This window comes from Kineosporia succinea (genome assembly GCF_030811555.1).
GTDB classification, from domain to species: domain Bacteria; phylum Actinomycetota; class Actinomycetes; order Actinomycetales; family Kineosporiaceae; genus Kineosporia; species Kineosporia succinea.
In genome coordinates this window covers 2,881,496-2,897,083 of sequence record NZ_JAUSQZ010000001.1, presented here as the reverse complement: position 1 = coordinate 2,897,083, position 15,588 = coordinate 2,881,496, and the positions used below count along the sequence as shown (strand labels likewise).

Sequence of the window (15,588 nt, the reverse complement as noted above, 5' to 3'; positions counted from 1 at the left end):
AGACTCCCCGTCGTCCCTCATCCCTGGGTGCCGCCCTCGGCCCGGCGGGCCCGGCGCAGGTTCTCGGCGAACCGGCGCGTGATCGCGTGCTCCTCGCCCAGGGTGGCCTGCGCGCCGGTGCGGGCCTGCTCGAAAAGGTCGATCGCGCGCGGTCTCTCACCCAGTGACAGGTACGAGAAGGCCAGATTGTTGAGCGATGCCAGGGTGTCGGGGTGGGTGTCGCCGAGGATGCGGCGACGGCCCGCGAGCGCCCGCTCGTGCAGGGGACGCGCGTCGGCCGGGTGACCCGAGCGGTTCAGGGCCGAGGCCAGGTTGTTCATCGAGGCCAGGGTGTCGAGGTGGTCGCCGCCGAGCAGCGTGTGCCGGTCGCTGAGTACCCGGGCGTGCAGGCTGAGGGCGGCCTTCGTGCGGCCGACGGCGAGATGGGCCTGCGCCAGGTTGTTCATGGCCAGCAGGGTGTCCGGGTGCCGTTCGCCGAGGGCGGCGCTACGCCCGGCCACCACCCGGCGGCACAGCCGGTAGCCGCGGAAGATCTTGCCGGAGTCGGCGTAGGCGGCACTCAGGTTGCTCATCACGGTGAGCGTGTCCGGGTGCGCCGCACCGAGTTTCGCCTTGCGCAGTCGCAGCACCTGCTTCATCAGCGCGATCGCGGTGGGCAGGTCACCGGCCCGCTGGTGCGCGCTGGCCAGGTTGCTCTGCGAGATCAGCGTGCTCGGGTGGTCGGCACCCAGCACCCGGGCCCGGCTCGAGGCGATGGTCGCGAAGACGCTCACCGGGATCGCCGTGCCGTCGAGATCGCTGTACGCGCCGACCAGGTTGTTCGCGGCGGTGAGGGTGTCGGGGTGGTCCTCGCCGAGCACGGCCTGCCGCTCCTCCAGCACCTGCCGGAGCAACGGCACCGCCCGGCCGTAGTCACCGATCGCCCGGTAGCTCTCGGCCAGGTTGCCGAGAATGGTCAGGCTGGTCGGGTGCTCGCCGCCGTACACCGCCGAGCTGGCCGCGAAGGCCTTCTCGTACAACGGGATCGCCTCGGCCGTCTGCCCGGCGGCGCCGCGCGCGTAGGCCAGGTTGTGGGTCATGGTGATGAGCTCGGGCTGGGCGATGTCCGCCGGGTCGGGGCGGGCCGCGAGCACCGGGGCGAGCAGGTCCGCGGCGTGGGCCACGTCGCCCGCCGACAGCAGCAGACCGCCCAGGCGCCCGGCCGCGCCCAGCGTCACGCGATGGTCGTCGCCGAGCACGCGACGGCATCCGGCGAGCACCTCGGCCCCGACCTCGACGGCGCGCGCCGCCTCACCGATCGACTGCAGGTGCGCCACCACCTCGGTCGCGGTGCGGCTCACCGGCTCCACCGCGTCGTCCTGCCCCGCGGTCGCCGCCTCCAGGGCGTGGTTCCACAACGCCAGGGCGTGACGGGCGATCTCGAGCGAGGCGGCCCGGGAGGCACCCGACACCATGCCGGCGAGCGCCCCGGCCAGTCCGTCGAGCCGGCCGGCGGTGGTGCCATCGGTGAGGTCGCGTCGGAGGACGAGGTGGGCGGCGTGGGTGGGGATGCGGACGTTTCCCTCGCGGGCCCGCAGGAGCCCACCGGTTGCGATCAGCGCCTCGGACGCGACCCCGAGGCCGGGAAGACGGGCCAGCAGACCGGGACTCAGTCCGTCGGGGTGGACGTAGGTGAGCACGCCGAGGAGCGCGTCCACCGGTGCGGCGCCCGCCTGTTCACGCGCGGCCTGCCGGGCCCGCGCGAACGCGTCGTCCGGCTCGCTGCCCCCTGGTGTCGTCGCCCCCGAGTCCCCCACGGCGTGGATCCTGCCAGACCCTCCCCGTCCCGCGGACGACACTGCACGGGCTTATCGCGGGCAAAACATAATTTCTCGGCGGAGCGGGCAACCTTTGGGCGCCCCCGACCGACCTGGAGCGCGTACGGGAGGCCCCCGCGGGCATTCGGGAGCCTCCCGCACGGCTCTGACTAGACAAGGAGACGGCTCCACGGATGAGCAAATCCGGTCGGCTGAAGAGTACGGCCCGGCTCGGCGACATGAGTAGCACCGGTAGCAGCACCTCCGGTGGTACCGGCAGCGCCAGGGCCGAGTTCGAGGACTTCTTCCGCCGTCATCACCGTGAGCTGGCCCGGCTGGCCTACACCATGACCGGCAACCGGGCCGAGTCCGACGACGTGGTCGGGGAGGCACTCGCCTCGGCCTGGGAACACTGGGATCGCGTGCAGGGGGCGGACAGTCCGCTCGCCTATGTGCGCAAGATCGTGGTGAACCTGTCGGTCGAGCGTGTCCGTACGGCTGTACGGGACCGGCAGCGGCATCGTCTGATGGCGCCGCTGACCCGCTGGTTCTACAACTCGCCGGATGTCGGCGGGGCGGTGGACCTGCAGGCGGCCGTGCTGTCACTGCCTCCGGGGCGCAGGGCGTGCGTGGTGATGCGCCACGTGCTCGACCTGCCGGAGGAGGAGGTGGCCCGCACACTCGGGATCAGCCTTGGCACGGTCAAGAGCCAGACATCGAAAGGTCTTGCCCAGCTGCGCAGTCAGCTGGACCCCGCTCGTGCGGCCGCGGCTGCGGCCGACGGCAGAACCGCCCGGAAGGAGGCGTGATCCGCGTGCCCGAGGATGAACTGCTCGATGCCCTCAGGGGGCTCGGCGCGGATCATGAGCCCGACGTGGCGGCGATCCGGCGTCGCATGGAGGAGAAGCGTCCCAAGGTGGTGCCCCTGCGCCGCCGGGTGGACGACGCGCCCCGCAAGCGCCCGGTCCTGCTGTCGGCCGCCGCGGCCCTGCTCATCGGCGGCGGCGTGACGGCGGCGGTGTCGCAGATGGGACCGGCGGGCAACCAGACCCCGTCGAGCATCCCGGTCACCGTGCCGACGTTCGTCTCCCCCGAGCCGTCCGTCTCCGCGGACCCGAGCCCGTCGGTGGAGAACACCCGGGAGAAGGAGAAGACGCCCGACGGAGCGAGCGCGTCCTCCTCCCCCGCCACCCCGAGGTCCGAGGGGAGCGAGAAGGAGAACCCGGCCACCGCGTCCTCCAGTTCGCCCTCGGGGCCGCAGAACCCGGCGGCCGACGACGAGGCGACCTCGACGCAGGCCGGCATCTCGGTGCAGGCGCTGAACTCGGGTCAGGCCCTGACTCTCGGCGACGCGGACGAGGACTGGCTGGCCATCGGCGTGCGTAACGACCTGAAGACGGTGCGCAAGAAGGCCTCGGACGCGAACCCGCTGCTGAACTTCACCGCGCCGCCCTCGGCCGCGAGCGTCGACGGGCCGTTCTCGCTCTCCTGGAGCGGGGGCAAGCCCGAGCAGGACCGGGCGAACACCACGCGCTGGCTGCAGACCGACGGGGCGGTGGTGACGGTGACGGCCTCCTCGGCTGCCCGCACCGTGACGCTGTACACCGGCAACCTGATGAACGTGGTGGTCAGCGGTGAGGATCTGAAGCAACAGCGGGCGGAGCTCGGCGGAACGGCGATGGGCTACAAGGTCACGGTGACGATCCCGTCGCACTCCGGTGAGACCACGATCGACCTGGAGAGCGGTCGCGGACCGGTTCACCTGCTGGCGGCGACGGCCTCGACGAGCTGAATTAAACTTTTTCGGGAAGCCGGGCAACCTTTGGCCCGGCCCACCCGACTGAGGCCTCGAGGTGATGCGGTTCCGTCGGCCACGAAGCCGCATCGACTCCTGTTCAGGGCATTGCTCGCCTCCATGACGGTGCCCTGGACAGTCCGGTCCCGCCACGCCCCTCCCCTGGCGGGACCGCCCCTTACGCCTACCCCGGCTGGTCGGAGCCGGGGTAGGTCTGGTCGTGAACGGCTTCGGCCCCGTCTCGTACGAGACGGGGCCGAAGCTGTTGCACAATCCGCACTTCGGCACACTCGCGGCGGGCCGGACGTCCCCCGCACCCGCCGCGCCGCCTGTTTCGATGACGCCTTCGCGAAGGGGGCGGCGTCATGCTGGCGGTCGTGTTTCTGGCGGTCTGGTACCTGGCGACGGGGTTGCTGGTCGCCGGCGGGTTCGTGATCTGCGCGGAGTACCGCTGGGTGAGCCGCCTGGACTACGAGTGGCGGGTGGAGCACCGGTCGTGGGACGAGTACGTGCCGCCGCTCATGCTCGAACCGCAGCTGGTGGACGTGCGCTTCTAGACGCCTCTAGACGTCGGCGAACCAGTCGTAGCCCTGGGCGGGCTCCTGTTTCACGTCGAGCCGCAGTACTTCTTGCTCGTGCCACGCGCGCAGGCGGTACACGAAGTCGAACGGCAGACTCCCGGGGTCGGCAGCCGCCAGGACCGCCATCGCCTGCTCGATCTGCTCTGTGCTCGGTGACGACTCGCTCATGCCCCGAAAGCCTAGAGCAGTCAGCCGAACGCCGCCCGGAGGGGAGTGCCGTGCGGGGGTGCATGCCTCGTCATTCCGGCCACGCCAGGGGGGTCGCGAACGGGTCACCGCGGCTGTACTCCATGTGCATGGCCCACACCCAGGGGTCGTAGCGAACCCAGGTCGGCTCGGTGAATTCGCCGATGCGGTCGGCGAAGTGGTGGATCTCGGCCGACCCGGCGAACTCGTCGCGCACCGAGCGGGTCACCACGACCACCTCCAGGTGCGGCACGTAGAGCGCCCAGGTGTGCGGTACGAGTTCATGGCCGGTCAGCCGGTGAGGACCGGTGCCGGAGGCGGGCGCGTGCACCCGGAAGCCCGGATCCATCTCCAGGGCCCGCACGGCGTAGGTGGCGGCGGCGTCCCTGTCGCCCTCGTCCAGCGCGCGAACGGCTCGGGTCCAGGCCGCAGTGATCGCTTCGGGATCAGCCATGTCCTCAGGCTAGGCCGGGGCGGCGGGGACTCGTAGGCCCGACCAGGTAGGCCTGCGAGCATCGCGGGAATAGTTGAAGGTTCAAGTTACGCTACCTCCATAGTCCTCACGTCTCATCCCGGGAGCCCGCTGTGTCCGATCCGTTCAACCCCGCAGTCCCGGCCGGTGCCTACGACGATCTGGTCGCCGCCGTCCTGCCCCAGGCCCGTGCCCAGAGGGTGTGGGAACCCTCCGACGGCCCGCTGCCCTCGCTGTTCGTGAGCCACGGGGCGCCGCCGACCCTCGACGACCCGGCCTGGCTCCGCGACCTGTTCGACTGGGGCCAGAAGATGCCGAAGCCGCGCGGCATCGTGATCGTGAGCGCGCACTGGGAGAACGCCCCGCTGGCGATCTCCGGATCGGCCCCGGGCACCGAGCTCTACTACGACTTCGGCGGTTTCCACCCGCGTTACTACTCGCTGCAGTACCGCTCGCCCGACGCCACGGCACTGGCCCACCAGGTCGCCGGCACGCTCGCCGACACCACGCCGCTGCACCAGTTCGTGAACCGGGGCCTCGACCACGGCGCGTTCATCCCGATGATGGCCATGTACCCGGCCGCCGACGTGCCCGTGATCCAGCTCAGCATGCCCAGTCTCGACCCGTCGGCGCTGTTGAAGCTGGGTGAGCGGCTGCGGTCACTGCGGGAGGAGGGCTACCTGGTCATCGGTTCCGGCTTCATGACCCACAGCTTCGCGGTGTTCCGGGATCCCCGTCTGGTCGGGCACAACCAGGCCTTCGACGAGTGGGCCGTGGACGCGATGGCCCGCGGTGACGTGGACGAGCTGGTGGACTTCCGGGCGAAGGCGCCGGGGGCACAGGTCGCGCACCCGACGTCCGACCACTTCGTGCCCCTGCTGCTCACCCTGGGCGCGGCCTCCGCTCCCGGACAGGGCATCGAAAGTGCTTTCGGCAGAATCGTGATGGGCAACTCGATCCGGTCGGTCCAGATGGCCTGAACCCCGCGACGGGAGACGACGACGTCGGTGCGGGCGTCGTCCCCCATCGGGCCCTTTTGCCTAGACTGCGTAAATGATCGACTTCGCCACCGATTCGGTGTTCCGGCTCAGCGAGTGCTCGCCCCGCGACGTGGAGAAGCACGTGGGCCCGCTGCTGATCCAGAACGAGCAGATCCTGTGGGCCTTCAAGACCGTGCGTGACCACGTCGTCTTCACGAACAAGCGCATCATCGCGGTGAACGTGCAGGGCATGACCGGCAAGAAGAAGGACTTCACCACGCTGCCCTACAACAAGGTGCAGGTGTTCTCGATCGAGACGGCCGGCACCTTCGACCTCGACGCCGAGCTCGACCTGTGGTTCAGCGCCGTGGGCAACGTGCGGTTCGAGTTCAAGGGCCGCGTCGACATCCGGGCGATCGGGCAGCTGATCGGCACCTACGTGCTGGGCTGACCCTTCGCTCAGGCCTTGATCGCGACGGTCTCCAGGGCGTAGCGCAGCTTCTGCAGGTCTTCGGCGGGCGACTCCACGAGCGGCAGGCGCACCGTGGCGTTCTCGATGATCTTCAGCTCGGCGAGCGCCGCCTTGGCCATGATCGCGCCGGACGAGGTGCGCATCAGCGCGTCGGTCACCGGGATCAGCTCGCGGTTCACCTTCTGGGCGACGTCGAGGTTGCTCTCGCGCACCGCCCGGATCAGCTCGGCGTTGCGGTCGGCCACCACGTTGCCGACGACGCTGACCACTCCGGTGGCGCCGCTGGCGAGGTAGGGCAGGTTCAGCTCGTCGATGCCGCAGTAGTAGGCCAGACCGGTGCGGGCCATGATCGTGATGGCCTCGAACAGGTCGCCCTTCGCGTCCTTGATCGCCTGGATGCGCGGGTGGGCGGCCAGTTCGATGATGGTGGACGCGGTGAGCGCCAGGCCCGTGCGCCCGGGGATGTCGTAGAGCATCACCGGGAGGGCGGTGGCGTCGGCCACGGTCGTGCAGTGGGCCACCACACCGGCCTGGGTCGGGCGGTTGTAGTAGGGCGTGACCAGCAGCAGCGCGTCAGCGCCGGCCGCCTCGGCCTCCTGGGCGCGGCGCACGGTGGCGGCGGTGTCGTAGGTGCCGACACCGGCGATCACCGGAACCTGCCCCTGCGCCAGCTTCTTGACCAGGCGCACGAGCTCGATGGCCTCGAAGTCGCCGAGAGTGGGCGCCTCCCCGGTGGTGCCGCCCACGACGAGGCCGTCGCACCCGGTGCTGAGCAGGTGCTCGACGAGGCTCGCCACCCCGGCGTCGTCGATGGAACCGTCCGGCTTCATCGGGCTCACCATGGCAACGATGTTGGAGCCGAAGAGCAGGTCAGCAGGGATGCGCTCGGTAGCCATGGGGATGATCCTGCCGCTTGTCACCCCTGCGGTCCAGCGAAGGTTTCTTGGCGGTATTGCGTAATCTGACTTGATGATCGATGTGAGCGCCCTGCGCGCGTTGCGATCGGTGGCGGTGCTGGGCACGCTGGCCAAGGCCGCCGACGAGCTGGGCTTCACCGCCTCCGCGGTGTCGCAGCAGATCAAGCGCCTGGAGCGGGAGGTCGGGGTGCCGGTGCTGGCCCCGGCCGGACGCGGGGTGGTGCTGACCCCGGCCGGGCAGGCGATCGTCGACTCGGCGCCCGAGGTCTTCCAGGCGCTGGAGCACTGCGCCGAGGCCGCGCGGTCGGTCTCCGAGGGGGCGCCGCGCGGGGTGCTGCGGGTGGTCGGTTTCTCGACCGGGATCCGCGGGCTGCTGGCCCCGGCCGTCACGGCGCTGTTCGCCCAGGCACCGGACCTGTCGCTGCACATCTCCGAGCAGGATCCCGAGCAGGCCCTGCACAGCGTCGAGGCCGGCACCGCCGACCTGGCGATGGTCCACGACGCCGACGGGCTCCCGGTCACCCTCCCCACGTCCGTCAGCCAGCGGCACGTGCACACCGACGTCGGCGACGTCGTGCTCCATCGCACCCACCCCCTGGCCGCGATCGGGCGCCCGCTCAGCATCGACGACCTGGCCGGGCACGCCTGGGTCACCAGCCCGCCGGGAACCGTGTGTCACCAATGGTTCCGGCGGCTGTTCGCCGGCGCGGCCGAGGAACCCGACGTGCGGCACCTGATCGACGACTTCAGCACGCAACTGTCTCTGGTGGCGTCCGGGTCGGTGATCGCCCTGATCCCCCGGCTGGCCCGCCCGCCGTTGCGTGACGACCTGGTGGCACTGCCGCTGAAGCGGGCCCCGAAGCGCGAGGTGTTCGCGGCCTGGCGCCGCAGCGCCGACGCCAGCCCGGCCATTCAGGCCGTGCTGTCCGAATTGAGCTCCGCCTCCCCCACCTGGGGCGACGAGCACGTCCGCAGCGACAGCCAGGCCGGGTAGGGACGGGCGGGGTCGTCCGGCCCTCCCTCGGCCATTGCGCCCCGCGCGTGCTCAGGCCTGCTGCGCGAGGTGCCTCGCCCGCCTCCCGGCTCCCCCTGTGAGCCGCCCCGCGCGTCCACACACCACTGGTGCGACACACAGCTTCAACCATTGTTTTTGGCCAGAATCCCGGACATACCCCGGCGATTGTGCGAACGTGGTTCGGCGCCGGGTCCCTGACAACCCCCGGTATCTTCCGGAGGACCCCCATGCCCGCCGCCGCCCGCGGCCTGCACGCGCTGCTCGCTGCCGTGTTCGGCCTCGTTGCCGTCGGTTGCGCGACCGTCGATGCGGACCCCGCCCCGGCCGCGACGGCCGCCCTCGCGTTCGTGGCCGTCTGCCAGGACCCTCTGCGGATGACTGTGCTCACCGACGACTACTGCCTGGGCGGGCACTCCGACGCAGCCTGGCGGTTCTACAGCGAAAGCCTGTTCCGGTCGGTGGGTCCCAGCACGTTCGACGCCGGCCAGAAGGTCTACGGCGGGCTGCGGACACTGCCGGAACCGGACGCGTCCACCGACATCGAGGTGCGCTGGGGACGGCACGCGACAACGGCCGACGTGCACTCGATGGACCGGCCCTCAGAAGTCCCCGGCTCACCGGCCCCTGGCCGCGGTTGATGCCGAGGGGTCGTCCGGCGACCGGGTCCGGGCATTACGGTGAAGGCCTCACTCGCGAGCAAGGAGACGGCCAGTGCTGATCGACGACGCCGTAGAGGCGGCCGTGCGCGAGGGCTTCGCAGCCTCCGTGTTCGAGGACCCGGACCAGTTCGACGCCGCGATCGACGCCATCCTGGAACAGGGCGACGACTTCACGATCAACGCGTTCCAGCTGACCATCAACGTCACCGCGGTGGTTCTGCAGGACCTGCACGACGGCGACGTGCCGGCCGAGGGCGACATCGAAGACCTGGCCCAGAACTTCGCCGAGACCCAGGAGAACTGGTCGGAGGTCTCGGCCGACCTGGCTCGCACCTACATGTCGGCCGCGGTGGGCGAGAAGCCGGTGCTCGAGGTCATGGACCCCGGTGACGTGGCCACCACCGGTCTCGCGGTGGGCGGCTGGCTGCTCGCGGTGTACCCGCCCGACGAGCAGGAGTGGACGGACTACCTCGACGAGGTGCTGCACGTGCTCGAGGGCGCGCAGGGCGAGGTCGACGAAGAGGGCTGAGACGAGGAGAGAACTTTCGCCCAGCACGTCCGGACGGGCCAGTCGCCGAGATCGCGACTGACCCGTCCGGACGTGTCGGGAAGTGGTACTACTTGGCGTCAGCCGGGCTGAGCACCTCGTCGATCAGGTACACCGTGGCGTTGGCGGTCTTCACGCCGCCGCAGATCACGCTGGCGCCGTTGACCTTCAGGTTGTCACCCGAACCGGTCACGTCCACGTTCTTGCCCTCGACCGTCTTCTGCTCACCCACCACGTCGGTCGGCGAAAGCTGGCCCGCCACCACGTGATACGTCAGGATGTCGGTCAGGGTCTTGCTGTCGGTCTTCAGCGTGTCCAGGGTCTTGGCCGGGACCTTGGCGAAGGCATCGTCGACCGGGGCGAAAACCGTGAACTCGCCGCCGTTCAGCGTGTCCACCAGATCGACCTTCGGGTTCAGCTTCCCGGAAACGGCCTGGGTCAGGGTCTTCAGCAGCGGATTGTTGCTCGCCGCGGTCGCCACCGGGTCGGCCGACATGCCCTCGACCGAGCCCGCACCGTCCGGCACCTGCTCGGCGTAGGCGGCACAGCCCGAGCCGACCAGGCCGCTGTCCATGGCCGAGCCCTCGGTGCTGTCGGCGCTCATCATCGGAGCGGAACTGCTTGCGGACGTGCTGGTGTCGGTCATCGCGCCGGTGTCACCGTCGCTGTCACTGCCACAGGCAGCCAGTCCGGCCGTGGCCGTGAGAGCGACGCCGAGCACGAAAACCTTGCGGAACGAGGCGTTCATCGGAGGTTCCTTCTTCCCGTTGTGTCTGACGTCCTTGAGCTTCACGAGGGGTTCGGACCAACCGGGTATCCGGATTGGTCGGTGGGAAAATCTTTTTCAGGCGCCTACGGTGACGACGATCGACTGCCACCCGGAGGAGCCGTTCGGGAACGGCTCGGCGCGGTCCTCGGTCTGCAGTTCGCCTTCCCGGTCCGTGGCTCTGACCTGCAGCGTGTGCGAGCCCTCGGCCGCGTCCCAGGTCCAGACCCACTGCCGCCACAGGTCGTCGTTCACCCGCGCCGAAAGCTCGGCCTCCTGCCAGGATCCGCCGTCGACCCGCACCTCGACCTTGCTGATGCCCCGCTGCTGGGCCCAGGCCACCCCGGCCACGGCCACCTTGCCCGGCTTGACCCGGGCCAGCGGACGCGGCGTGTCGATGCGCGAACTGGTCTTGATCGGCGCCTGCTGTTCCCAGCCCCGCCGCACCCAGTACGGATCGAACGCGTCGAACCTCGAGAGCTCGAGATCGACGAGCCATTTCGTCGCACTGACGTATCCGTAGAGCCCCGGCACCACCATGCGGCAGGGAAATCCGTGCTGCGGCAGGAGCGGTTCGCCGTTCATCGCGATCGCCAGCATCGCCGCCCGGCCGTCCATCAGGGCCGAGACCGGCGTGCCGATCGTCATCCCGTCCACCGAGGTGCCGACCAGCTGGTCCGAGTTCGGGTCGACACCGACCTCCCGCAGCAGCGGGGCGAGTTCGACGCCGAGCCAGCGGGCCGTGCCCACCAGACCGCCGCCGACCTCGTTCGACACGCAGGTCATCGTGATGTCGTTCTCGACGATCGGGCGCGCGAGCAGGTCGTCGAAGTCGAGAGTGATCTCCCTCTCGACCATTCCGTGGATCTTGAGACTCCACTCGTCCGTGGTCAGCCGGGGCACCGAGAGGGCCGTGTCCACCCGGTAGAAGTCAGCCGGCGCCGTGTAGAAGGCACTGACCCCGTTCACGTCGAGCATCGCGCCCGGCGGCAGGGCCGGAGCGGCCGTGGTGGGCGCCGGGAGCCGAAGGGCCCGACGCGACGCCGCCACGTCCGTCCGCAGGTTCTGGAGACGGCGACCCGCGACCCCGGCGAACCCGGCGGCGACAGCCAGCCCCGACGTCAGCAGAACCGCCCGGCGCCCGGGCCCCTCGGCCGACCGGCCGGGAGCACTGACCGAGAGCAGACCGGCCAGGGCGACCACGGCAACGACAGCGGCCACCAAAGATGGCACCACGTCGATGATATGGGCCTGCGGACGCGTGGCCGCGGCGGCCGCGGCCACCACGCCCAGGAGGGCGGCACCGACCAGACCGACCCGGCGATGCCGTCCGGCAATCACTCCGACCACTGCCGCGAGCACCGCGACGGTGACGAAAATTCCCGTCAGGAGGACGTTCTTGTCGTTCTCGCCGAACTGCTCGATGGCGAATTCCTTGAGCCAGCGCGGGGTCCGGTCGATCGCGGCACCCCCGACCACGATCGCGGGCGCCACCGCCCGGCCGATGGCGCCGGCCACCAGCTCGGCCACTCCGAGCGCAAGCCCGGCGGCCACCAGGCCCGCCAGCGCGGCGCGAACAGGTCCGACTCTGCTGGACTTACCGGTCGTAGGCGACATTGCTCCTCCACCATCGTCGTATCGGCAAGGAGTTCGCGGCCGACCGGGACAGTGGATTGGTGCGGATCCGAACGCACCGCGCGGGGCAGAACCTTTTGGCGCAGCGTCGATCCGTTCGGGAGGGAATGTCCCGCTGTCAGCTGACGCAGGCCGGTCCGGTCAGCCCCACGGAAAGGTGAGCAGGCACTCCTCGCCGCCCTCGGGCGGATCCTGCACCGGGATCGGGTCGAGGCAGAGGCCGAGCCTCAGGAACTCGGCCCGGGCGTCGGCGATCGTCTGTGGCTCGGTGGTCATGGCGGTTCCCCCTCGGCTCGGTCGCCCAGGCTAGGGCGCAGCCGCGACCGAGCCCAATCGAGAGCCCCGGCCGCCCCACGCTGGTAGAAGATGCCCCCATGAACCGCCGCAAGCGCAAGAAGCTGCAGGGACGTCTGTTCGAGGCTGCCGCATGGGGGTCACCCGGGCAGGTGAGGCGGCTTCTGCGGGCCGGGGCCGACCCCGACGTCCGCGGCGAGGGAGGAAGCACGCCCCTGTACCGCGCGAGCCTCGGCAACCGCTCCGAGAACGTCCGGGTACTGCTCGCGGCCGGGGCCGACCCCAACCTGGAGAGCGGCCCGGGAGACGAGGGCCTGCCCCTGTGCGGCGCCGCCTCGCACGGCCACGACGCGGTGGTGAAGGAGCTCCTGACCGCCGGCGCGGATCCCTGGCTCCGCGAGGACGGCGGCACCGGCTTCACGGCGGTGAGGTGGGCGACCGATGGTGAGCAGCATTCGACGCTGGACCTGCTGCTCGGGAGTGCACCGAAGGGTCACTGAGGGAGGCCGGGCGCCTCGGGGAGACAGGGCGAACCAGAACGCCCCCGAACCGCTGCTTCGCAGTTCAGGGGCGTTTTGTTCTGGTGGCCAGGGACGGGGTCGAACCGTCGACCTTCCGATTTTCAGTGTGCGAGTACCCCTGCAAACTGGTGACTTTGGATGCGCTACGCGTGGTTCCCCCGCAGCTCAGAGGCCATTCACCCCGACCCGACGTGTCACCTGGTATCACGCAGTGCCAACGGTCTCGTGAGCAGTCCGTGAGCAAGCCCGACAGGGCACGTCGTACCCCGCTAGGCCTAGCGACCCGACCCGCTAGCCCTAGCGGACCCGCTAGGCATCGTCTTGCCCTTCCCGCCCTCTGCCGCCTGGTCTCTTGCGGCCTAGCGGCCCGACAGACGTTGCCACCGCCCGCACGGAATTTGGCCTGGCGGAACATGCCGGCGCCTTCCCCGCGAGCCGCTACCTGGGTAGCGGCGACGTCACCTCAGCCGCTACCGCTCCCGCCCGCACGTGACCAGCATCGATGCCCGCAATCCCCGGGTAGCGGCGGCCGTCTCGACGGCTGCAGAATCCCTCAGTAACCTGCCCCGCGGGTGCTCCCCAGCCGCTACCGCTACCTCTCACGCAGAACCCGCACAACCTGCACAACCTCTGTTGACCAGCCGTGACCAGGCATGTTGCTTCGCGGGCTTCACCTCCGCAGAACTTCACAAAACCCGCACAACCCTGCCCGGCGGCCAGCACGGCTGGCCAGCCGCTGACTCACGCCGCGATATGGGGGATGTCGTCTCACAGTCCCATCTCCGGGCTGAGAATCCGGGCCATCGCCCGCGAACTACCGCGAGGCCTCCTGCTCCTCCTCATCCTCGTCATCAGCAAAGTCCTCCGGAACCCATGCAGTTGCGTCTTTGACGGGCACGGCTTCAAGCTCGCGCCGAGCCTCCGCTATGAACTTCTCCTCTGCCTCCCATCGTCGGCGAAGGCCGTGCTTCCGATGCGCGACCGAGGCGAGAGCGTGACACGCGCTGATTGTCGCCTTGTCGGCTATGAGGTCGATCATGGCAACTGCCTCCCGAAGGTCAGACCATGATGACTCCCATGCTCGGCCTAAATGATCCAGCTTTTCGTTGAATTCATCGTCCTCAGCCTGGCTTGAATCTTTGGCGTCCAACTGCAACCTACGCACCTCATGGTCCCGCATCTGCTCCCGGACGTCCGCCACCGCGTGGGAGGCTGCAAGAAAGTTGGTGAAAGCAGTCCGCTTATCAGCGATAAACCGGTATTGCGACTCTCGCCTATTCCTGTTCCGCTGCGAGAGAGCATCGGTAATCCATTTAAGGATCACGCCGATCGTCACACCAGCTAGGCCGATGGTGCCGGCGAACCACCAGGGGGCCGTCTCGGCGATTGTTTGAGCCGTCGTAAGCACCGGGCCATCATGGCCTAACTGATACTGCACACGGAAGCCGTCACGCCGCCATCATCACAGCGATGGCCGTTCGCCACAGAAATCACACGATCCACAGAGACCCTGCACAGAACTACTCCGACGGTCGCGCCTCAGACTCCTCCCACACCCGCACGATGTCGGCATCACCGTCGTACAACAGATGCGGCTCGTCAGCCTGAGGAGGGATGAAGCGGGCTCGATAGCGCTTCAAATCACTCTCGGCAAAATAGATCGAGTTCGGATCATTCTCGTGATACTTGTTGCGCTTCTCGATTCGCTCCCACAACTCCTCATGGGTGGCTTCGAGATACACCAGAGCTGTTCTGGCGCCTGCCCCCTCCGCCGTTTCACGCCAAAGCGCTCGGTCTTCCGGAGTCCAGAATCCGTGATCTACAACCACGTTTTTTCCAGATCGCAGAAGATCTGCGAGGACTACACGAGTCTCTTCCAGCACCGGCTTTTCCAAAGTTGGAAATATACCTCGCGGAAAATCCACTCCATAGACACCATGCCTGCGAAACATTTCTTCATCAGGAGAAATGCGCTCATACCCTCGATCGGTAAGTGCACGCGCGAGAGTAGTTTTTCCCGAGCCGGGGAGTCCTACCATCAGAACGCAGAACGGTGATTGGGGCAGCTTTACATCACCACCGGTCACGGCGATACCTCTGACTCCGTGCGCCATGTCCGTCCCGGCCCACCGAGATCGACACCGTACTCCACAATTTCGCCTTCACTGTCCACAAACTTTGCAGTCATCACTACTACGGGATCCGATGGTGGATTGTCCGGGTCCAGCTCTAACAGGAGAGCAGTTTCCGTCGTCAACAGGTGCGCTGACGCGGTGTCAATTCGATGACTGATTGGGTTTCCCGTCACTTTCGCAATGAGCTGCAACGACGTTCCGCCTGTCAGTCGCTCACTGGATAGCAGCTGCGGAATGAGCTTTCCGAAACGCATCGGAATCCACGACGTACTTTGAGCCACAATGCCATGCCGGTCTCGGTACACCCGGCTCCGACGGACAACTTCGGCTCCGGGCTGGATATCAAGGGCCTGGGCCACATCGACAGGCGCCGGCACTACGTCCGCCGCGTGCGAGTCAGATCGCTCACCAGATCCCCAACTAGAACCAGTGCGCCGCCCGCGATCCTGCCGCTGAGCACCCGATGACATCGGCGCCGGCTGATCGAGCACCTCAGTGCCGATGCCGTGAATCCCACGGACAAGCCCTTCGTCCCGCAGCTTGCGGAGAGCCTTCTCTGCCGTGGTCGTGCTGACTTTCCACTCCTCCGAGAGCGCCTTGATGCTCGGCAGCAAGGTCCCCGGCTGCAAAGCGCCAGATGAGATGAGCTCCATGTAGTGCGCGGCAATCTTCGCGTATGGCGCCCGATTGTCGGCCTGACCTGGCATTTCTTCGCTCCTTGCCGATGCGTCACTGACGACTCCAAGCCTACCGCGCTTCCAGCAGGAACCCTAGGGAACTGCTTGACACCCTTTGGAACCCTATGGAACCTTGGGGA

The 15,588-nt window shown here is 68.6% G+C and carries 19 protein-coding genes; 9 read left to right on the top strand and 10 right to left on the bottom strand.

Going from position 1 to position 15,588, the window contains the following annotated elements; all coding sequences use genetic code 11:
* Nucleotides 1-17: 17 nt before the first annotated feature.
* The gene (locus J2S57_RS12725; RefSeq protein WP_307241973.1) at nucleotides 18-1,796 is read right to left on the bottom strand and encodes a tetratricopeptide repeat protein; all 1,779 of its coding nucleotides are present in this window, start codon (nucleotides 1,794-1,796) and stop codon (nucleotides 18-20) included.
* A 239-nt stretch (nucleotides 1,797-2,035) separates the two neighbouring features.
* Between J2S57_RS12725 and J2S57_RS12720 the strand changes: the two genes are divergently transcribed.
* From J2S57_RS12720 to J2S57_RS12710, 3 genes are all read left to right on the top strand, one after another.
* Nucleotides 2,036-2,605: a SigE family RNA polymerase sigma factor gene (locus J2S57_RS12720; protein ID WP_307241971.1), complete on the top strand. Its 570-nt coding sequence runs from the start codon at nucleotides 2,036-2,038 to the stop codon at nucleotides 2,603-2,605.
* Between the two features lie 5 nt (nucleotides 2,606-2,610).
* Entirely contained in the window at nucleotides 2,611-3,588 is a 978-nt protein-coding gene (locus J2S57_RS12715; RefSeq protein ID WP_307241969.1) for a hypothetical protein, read from the top strand.
* 368 nt (nucleotides 3,589-3,956) lie between these two features.
* On the top strand, nucleotides 3,957-4,148 hold the full coding sequence (locus J2S57_RS12710) for a hypothetical protein (RefSeq protein WP_307241967.1): 192 nt from the start codon (nucleotides 3,957-3,959) through the stop codon (nucleotides 4,146-4,148).
* Nucleotides 4,149-4,154: 6 nt separating this feature from the next.
* Here the strand turns inward: J2S57_RS12710 and J2S57_RS12705 are convergent, their stop codons facing one another.
* Together J2S57_RS12705 and J2S57_RS12700 are read right to left on the bottom strand one after the other, a co-directional pair.
* On the bottom strand, nucleotides 4,155-4,340 hold the full coding sequence (locus J2S57_RS12705) for a hypothetical protein (RefSeq protein WP_307241965.1): 186 nt from the start codon (nucleotides 4,338-4,340) through the stop codon (nucleotides 4,155-4,157).
* Between the two features lie 70 nt (nucleotides 4,341-4,410).
* Complete coding sequence (locus J2S57_RS12700) at nucleotides 4,411-4,812, bottom strand: hypothetical protein (RefSeq protein ID WP_307241962.1); 402 nt, start codon at nucleotides 4,810-4,812, stop codon at nucleotides 4,411-4,413.
* 131 nt (nucleotides 4,813-4,943) lie between these two features.
* Between J2S57_RS12700 and J2S57_RS12695 the strand changes: the two genes are divergently transcribed.
* Together J2S57_RS12695 and J2S57_RS12690 are read left to right on the top strand one after the other, a co-directional pair.
* On the top strand, nucleotides 4,944-5,810 hold the full coding sequence (locus tag J2S57_RS12695) for a DODA-type extradiol aromatic ring-opening family dioxygenase (protein ID WP_307241959.1): 867 nt from the start codon (nucleotides 4,944-4,946) through the stop codon (nucleotides 5,808-5,810).
* A 73-nt stretch (nucleotides 5,811-5,883) separates the two neighbouring features.
* A complete protein-coding gene (locus J2S57_RS12690) occupies nucleotides 5,884-6,261 on the top strand; it encodes a PH domain-containing protein (protein WP_307241957.1) in 378 nt (125 codons plus the stop codon).
* Between the two features lie 8 nt (nucleotides 6,262-6,269).
* Here J2S57_RS12690 and dapA read toward each other — a convergent pair whose 3' ends face one another.
* Nucleotides 6,270-7,178: a 4-hydroxy-tetrahydrodipicolinate synthase gene (dapA, locus tag J2S57_RS12685; protein ID WP_307241955.1), complete on the bottom strand. Its 909-nt coding sequence runs from the start codon at nucleotides 7,176-7,178 to the stop codon at nucleotides 6,270-6,272.
* A 73-nt stretch (nucleotides 7,179-7,251) separates the two neighbouring features.
* On the opposite strand from dapA, the gene J2S57_RS12680 reads away from it, so the two are divergent.
* The 3 genes from J2S57_RS12680 (at nucleotide 7,252) to J2S57_RS12670 (ending at nucleotide 9,402) form a co-directional block, all read left to right on the top strand.
* Nucleotides 7,252-8,193, top strand: coding sequence for a LysR family transcriptional regulator (locus tag J2S57_RS12680; RefSeq protein ID WP_307241953.1), 942 nt, complete (start codon nucleotides 7,252-7,254; stop codon nucleotides 8,191-8,193).
* A gap of 248 nt (nucleotides 8,194-8,441) precedes the next feature.
* Nucleotides 8,442-8,852, top strand: a complete 411-nt coding sequence (locus J2S57_RS12675; RefSeq protein WP_307241951.1) for a hypothetical protein — start codon at nucleotides 8,442-8,444, stop codon at nucleotides 8,850-8,852.
* 73 nt (nucleotides 8,853-8,925) lie between these two features.
* Nucleotides 8,926-9,402 carry a hypothetical protein gene (locus J2S57_RS12670; protein ID WP_307241949.1) on the top strand — a complete coding sequence of 159 codons (477 nt, stop codon included), beginning with the start codon at nucleotides 8,926-8,928 and terminating at the stop codon, nucleotides 9,400-9,402.
* Between the two features lie 88 nt (nucleotides 9,403-9,490).
* On the opposite strand, the gene J2S57_RS12665 is transcribed toward J2S57_RS12670, so the two are convergent.
* From J2S57_RS12665 to J2S57_RS12655, 3 genes are all read right to left on the bottom strand, one after another.
* Nucleotides 9,491-10,168, bottom strand: a complete 678-nt coding sequence (locus J2S57_RS12665; protein ID WP_307241947.1) for a fasciclin domain-containing protein — start codon at nucleotides 10,166-10,168, stop codon at nucleotides 9,491-9,493.
* Nucleotides 10,169-10,264: 96 nt separating this feature from the next.
* Nucleotides 10,265-11,803, bottom strand: a complete 1,539-nt coding sequence (locus J2S57_RS12660; RefSeq protein ID WP_307241945.1) for a molybdopterin-dependent oxidoreductase — start codon at nucleotides 11,801-11,803, stop codon at nucleotides 10,265-10,267.
* Between the two features lie 159 nt (nucleotides 11,804-11,962).
* Nucleotides 11,963-12,097 carry a hypothetical protein gene (locus tag J2S57_RS12655; protein ID WP_307241942.1) on the bottom strand — a complete coding sequence of 45 codons (135 nt, stop codon included), beginning with the start codon at nucleotides 12,095-12,097 and terminating at the stop codon, nucleotides 11,963-11,965.
* 98 nt (nucleotides 12,098-12,195) lie between these two features.
* On the opposite strand from J2S57_RS12655, the gene J2S57_RS12650 reads away from it, so the two are divergent.
* Nucleotides 12,196-12,615, top strand: coding sequence for an ankyrin repeat domain-containing protein (locus tag J2S57_RS12650; RefSeq protein WP_307241940.1), 420 nt, complete (start codon nucleotides 12,196-12,198; stop codon nucleotides 12,613-12,615).
* An 835-nt stretch (nucleotides 12,616-13,450) separates the two neighbouring features.
* On the opposite strand, the gene J2S57_RS12645 is transcribed toward J2S57_RS12650, so the two are convergent.
* From J2S57_RS12645 to J2S57_RS12635, 3 genes are all read right to left on the bottom strand, one after another.
* The gene (locus J2S57_RS12645) at nucleotides 13,451-14,044 is read right to left on the bottom strand and encodes a hypothetical protein (protein ID WP_307241937.1); all 594 of its coding nucleotides are present in this window, start codon (nucleotides 14,042-14,044) and stop codon (nucleotides 13,451-13,453) included.
* 112 nt (nucleotides 14,045-14,156) lie between these two features.
* Nucleotides 14,157-14,723 carry a P-loop nucleotide/nucleoside kinase family protein gene (locus tag J2S57_RS12640; RefSeq protein ID WP_307241936.1) on the bottom strand — a complete coding sequence of 189 codons (567 nt, stop codon included), beginning with the start codon at nucleotides 14,721-14,723 and terminating at the stop codon, nucleotides 14,157-14,159.
* Complete coding sequence (locus J2S57_RS12635) at nucleotides 14,720-15,478, bottom strand: GntR family transcriptional regulator (protein WP_307241934.1); 759 nt, start codon at nucleotides 15,476-15,478, stop codon at nucleotides 14,720-14,722. The genes J2S57_RS12640 and J2S57_RS12635 overlap by 4 nt, the downstream gene beginning before the upstream one ends.
* Between the last annotated feature and the right edge of the window lie 110 nt (nucleotides 15,479-15,588).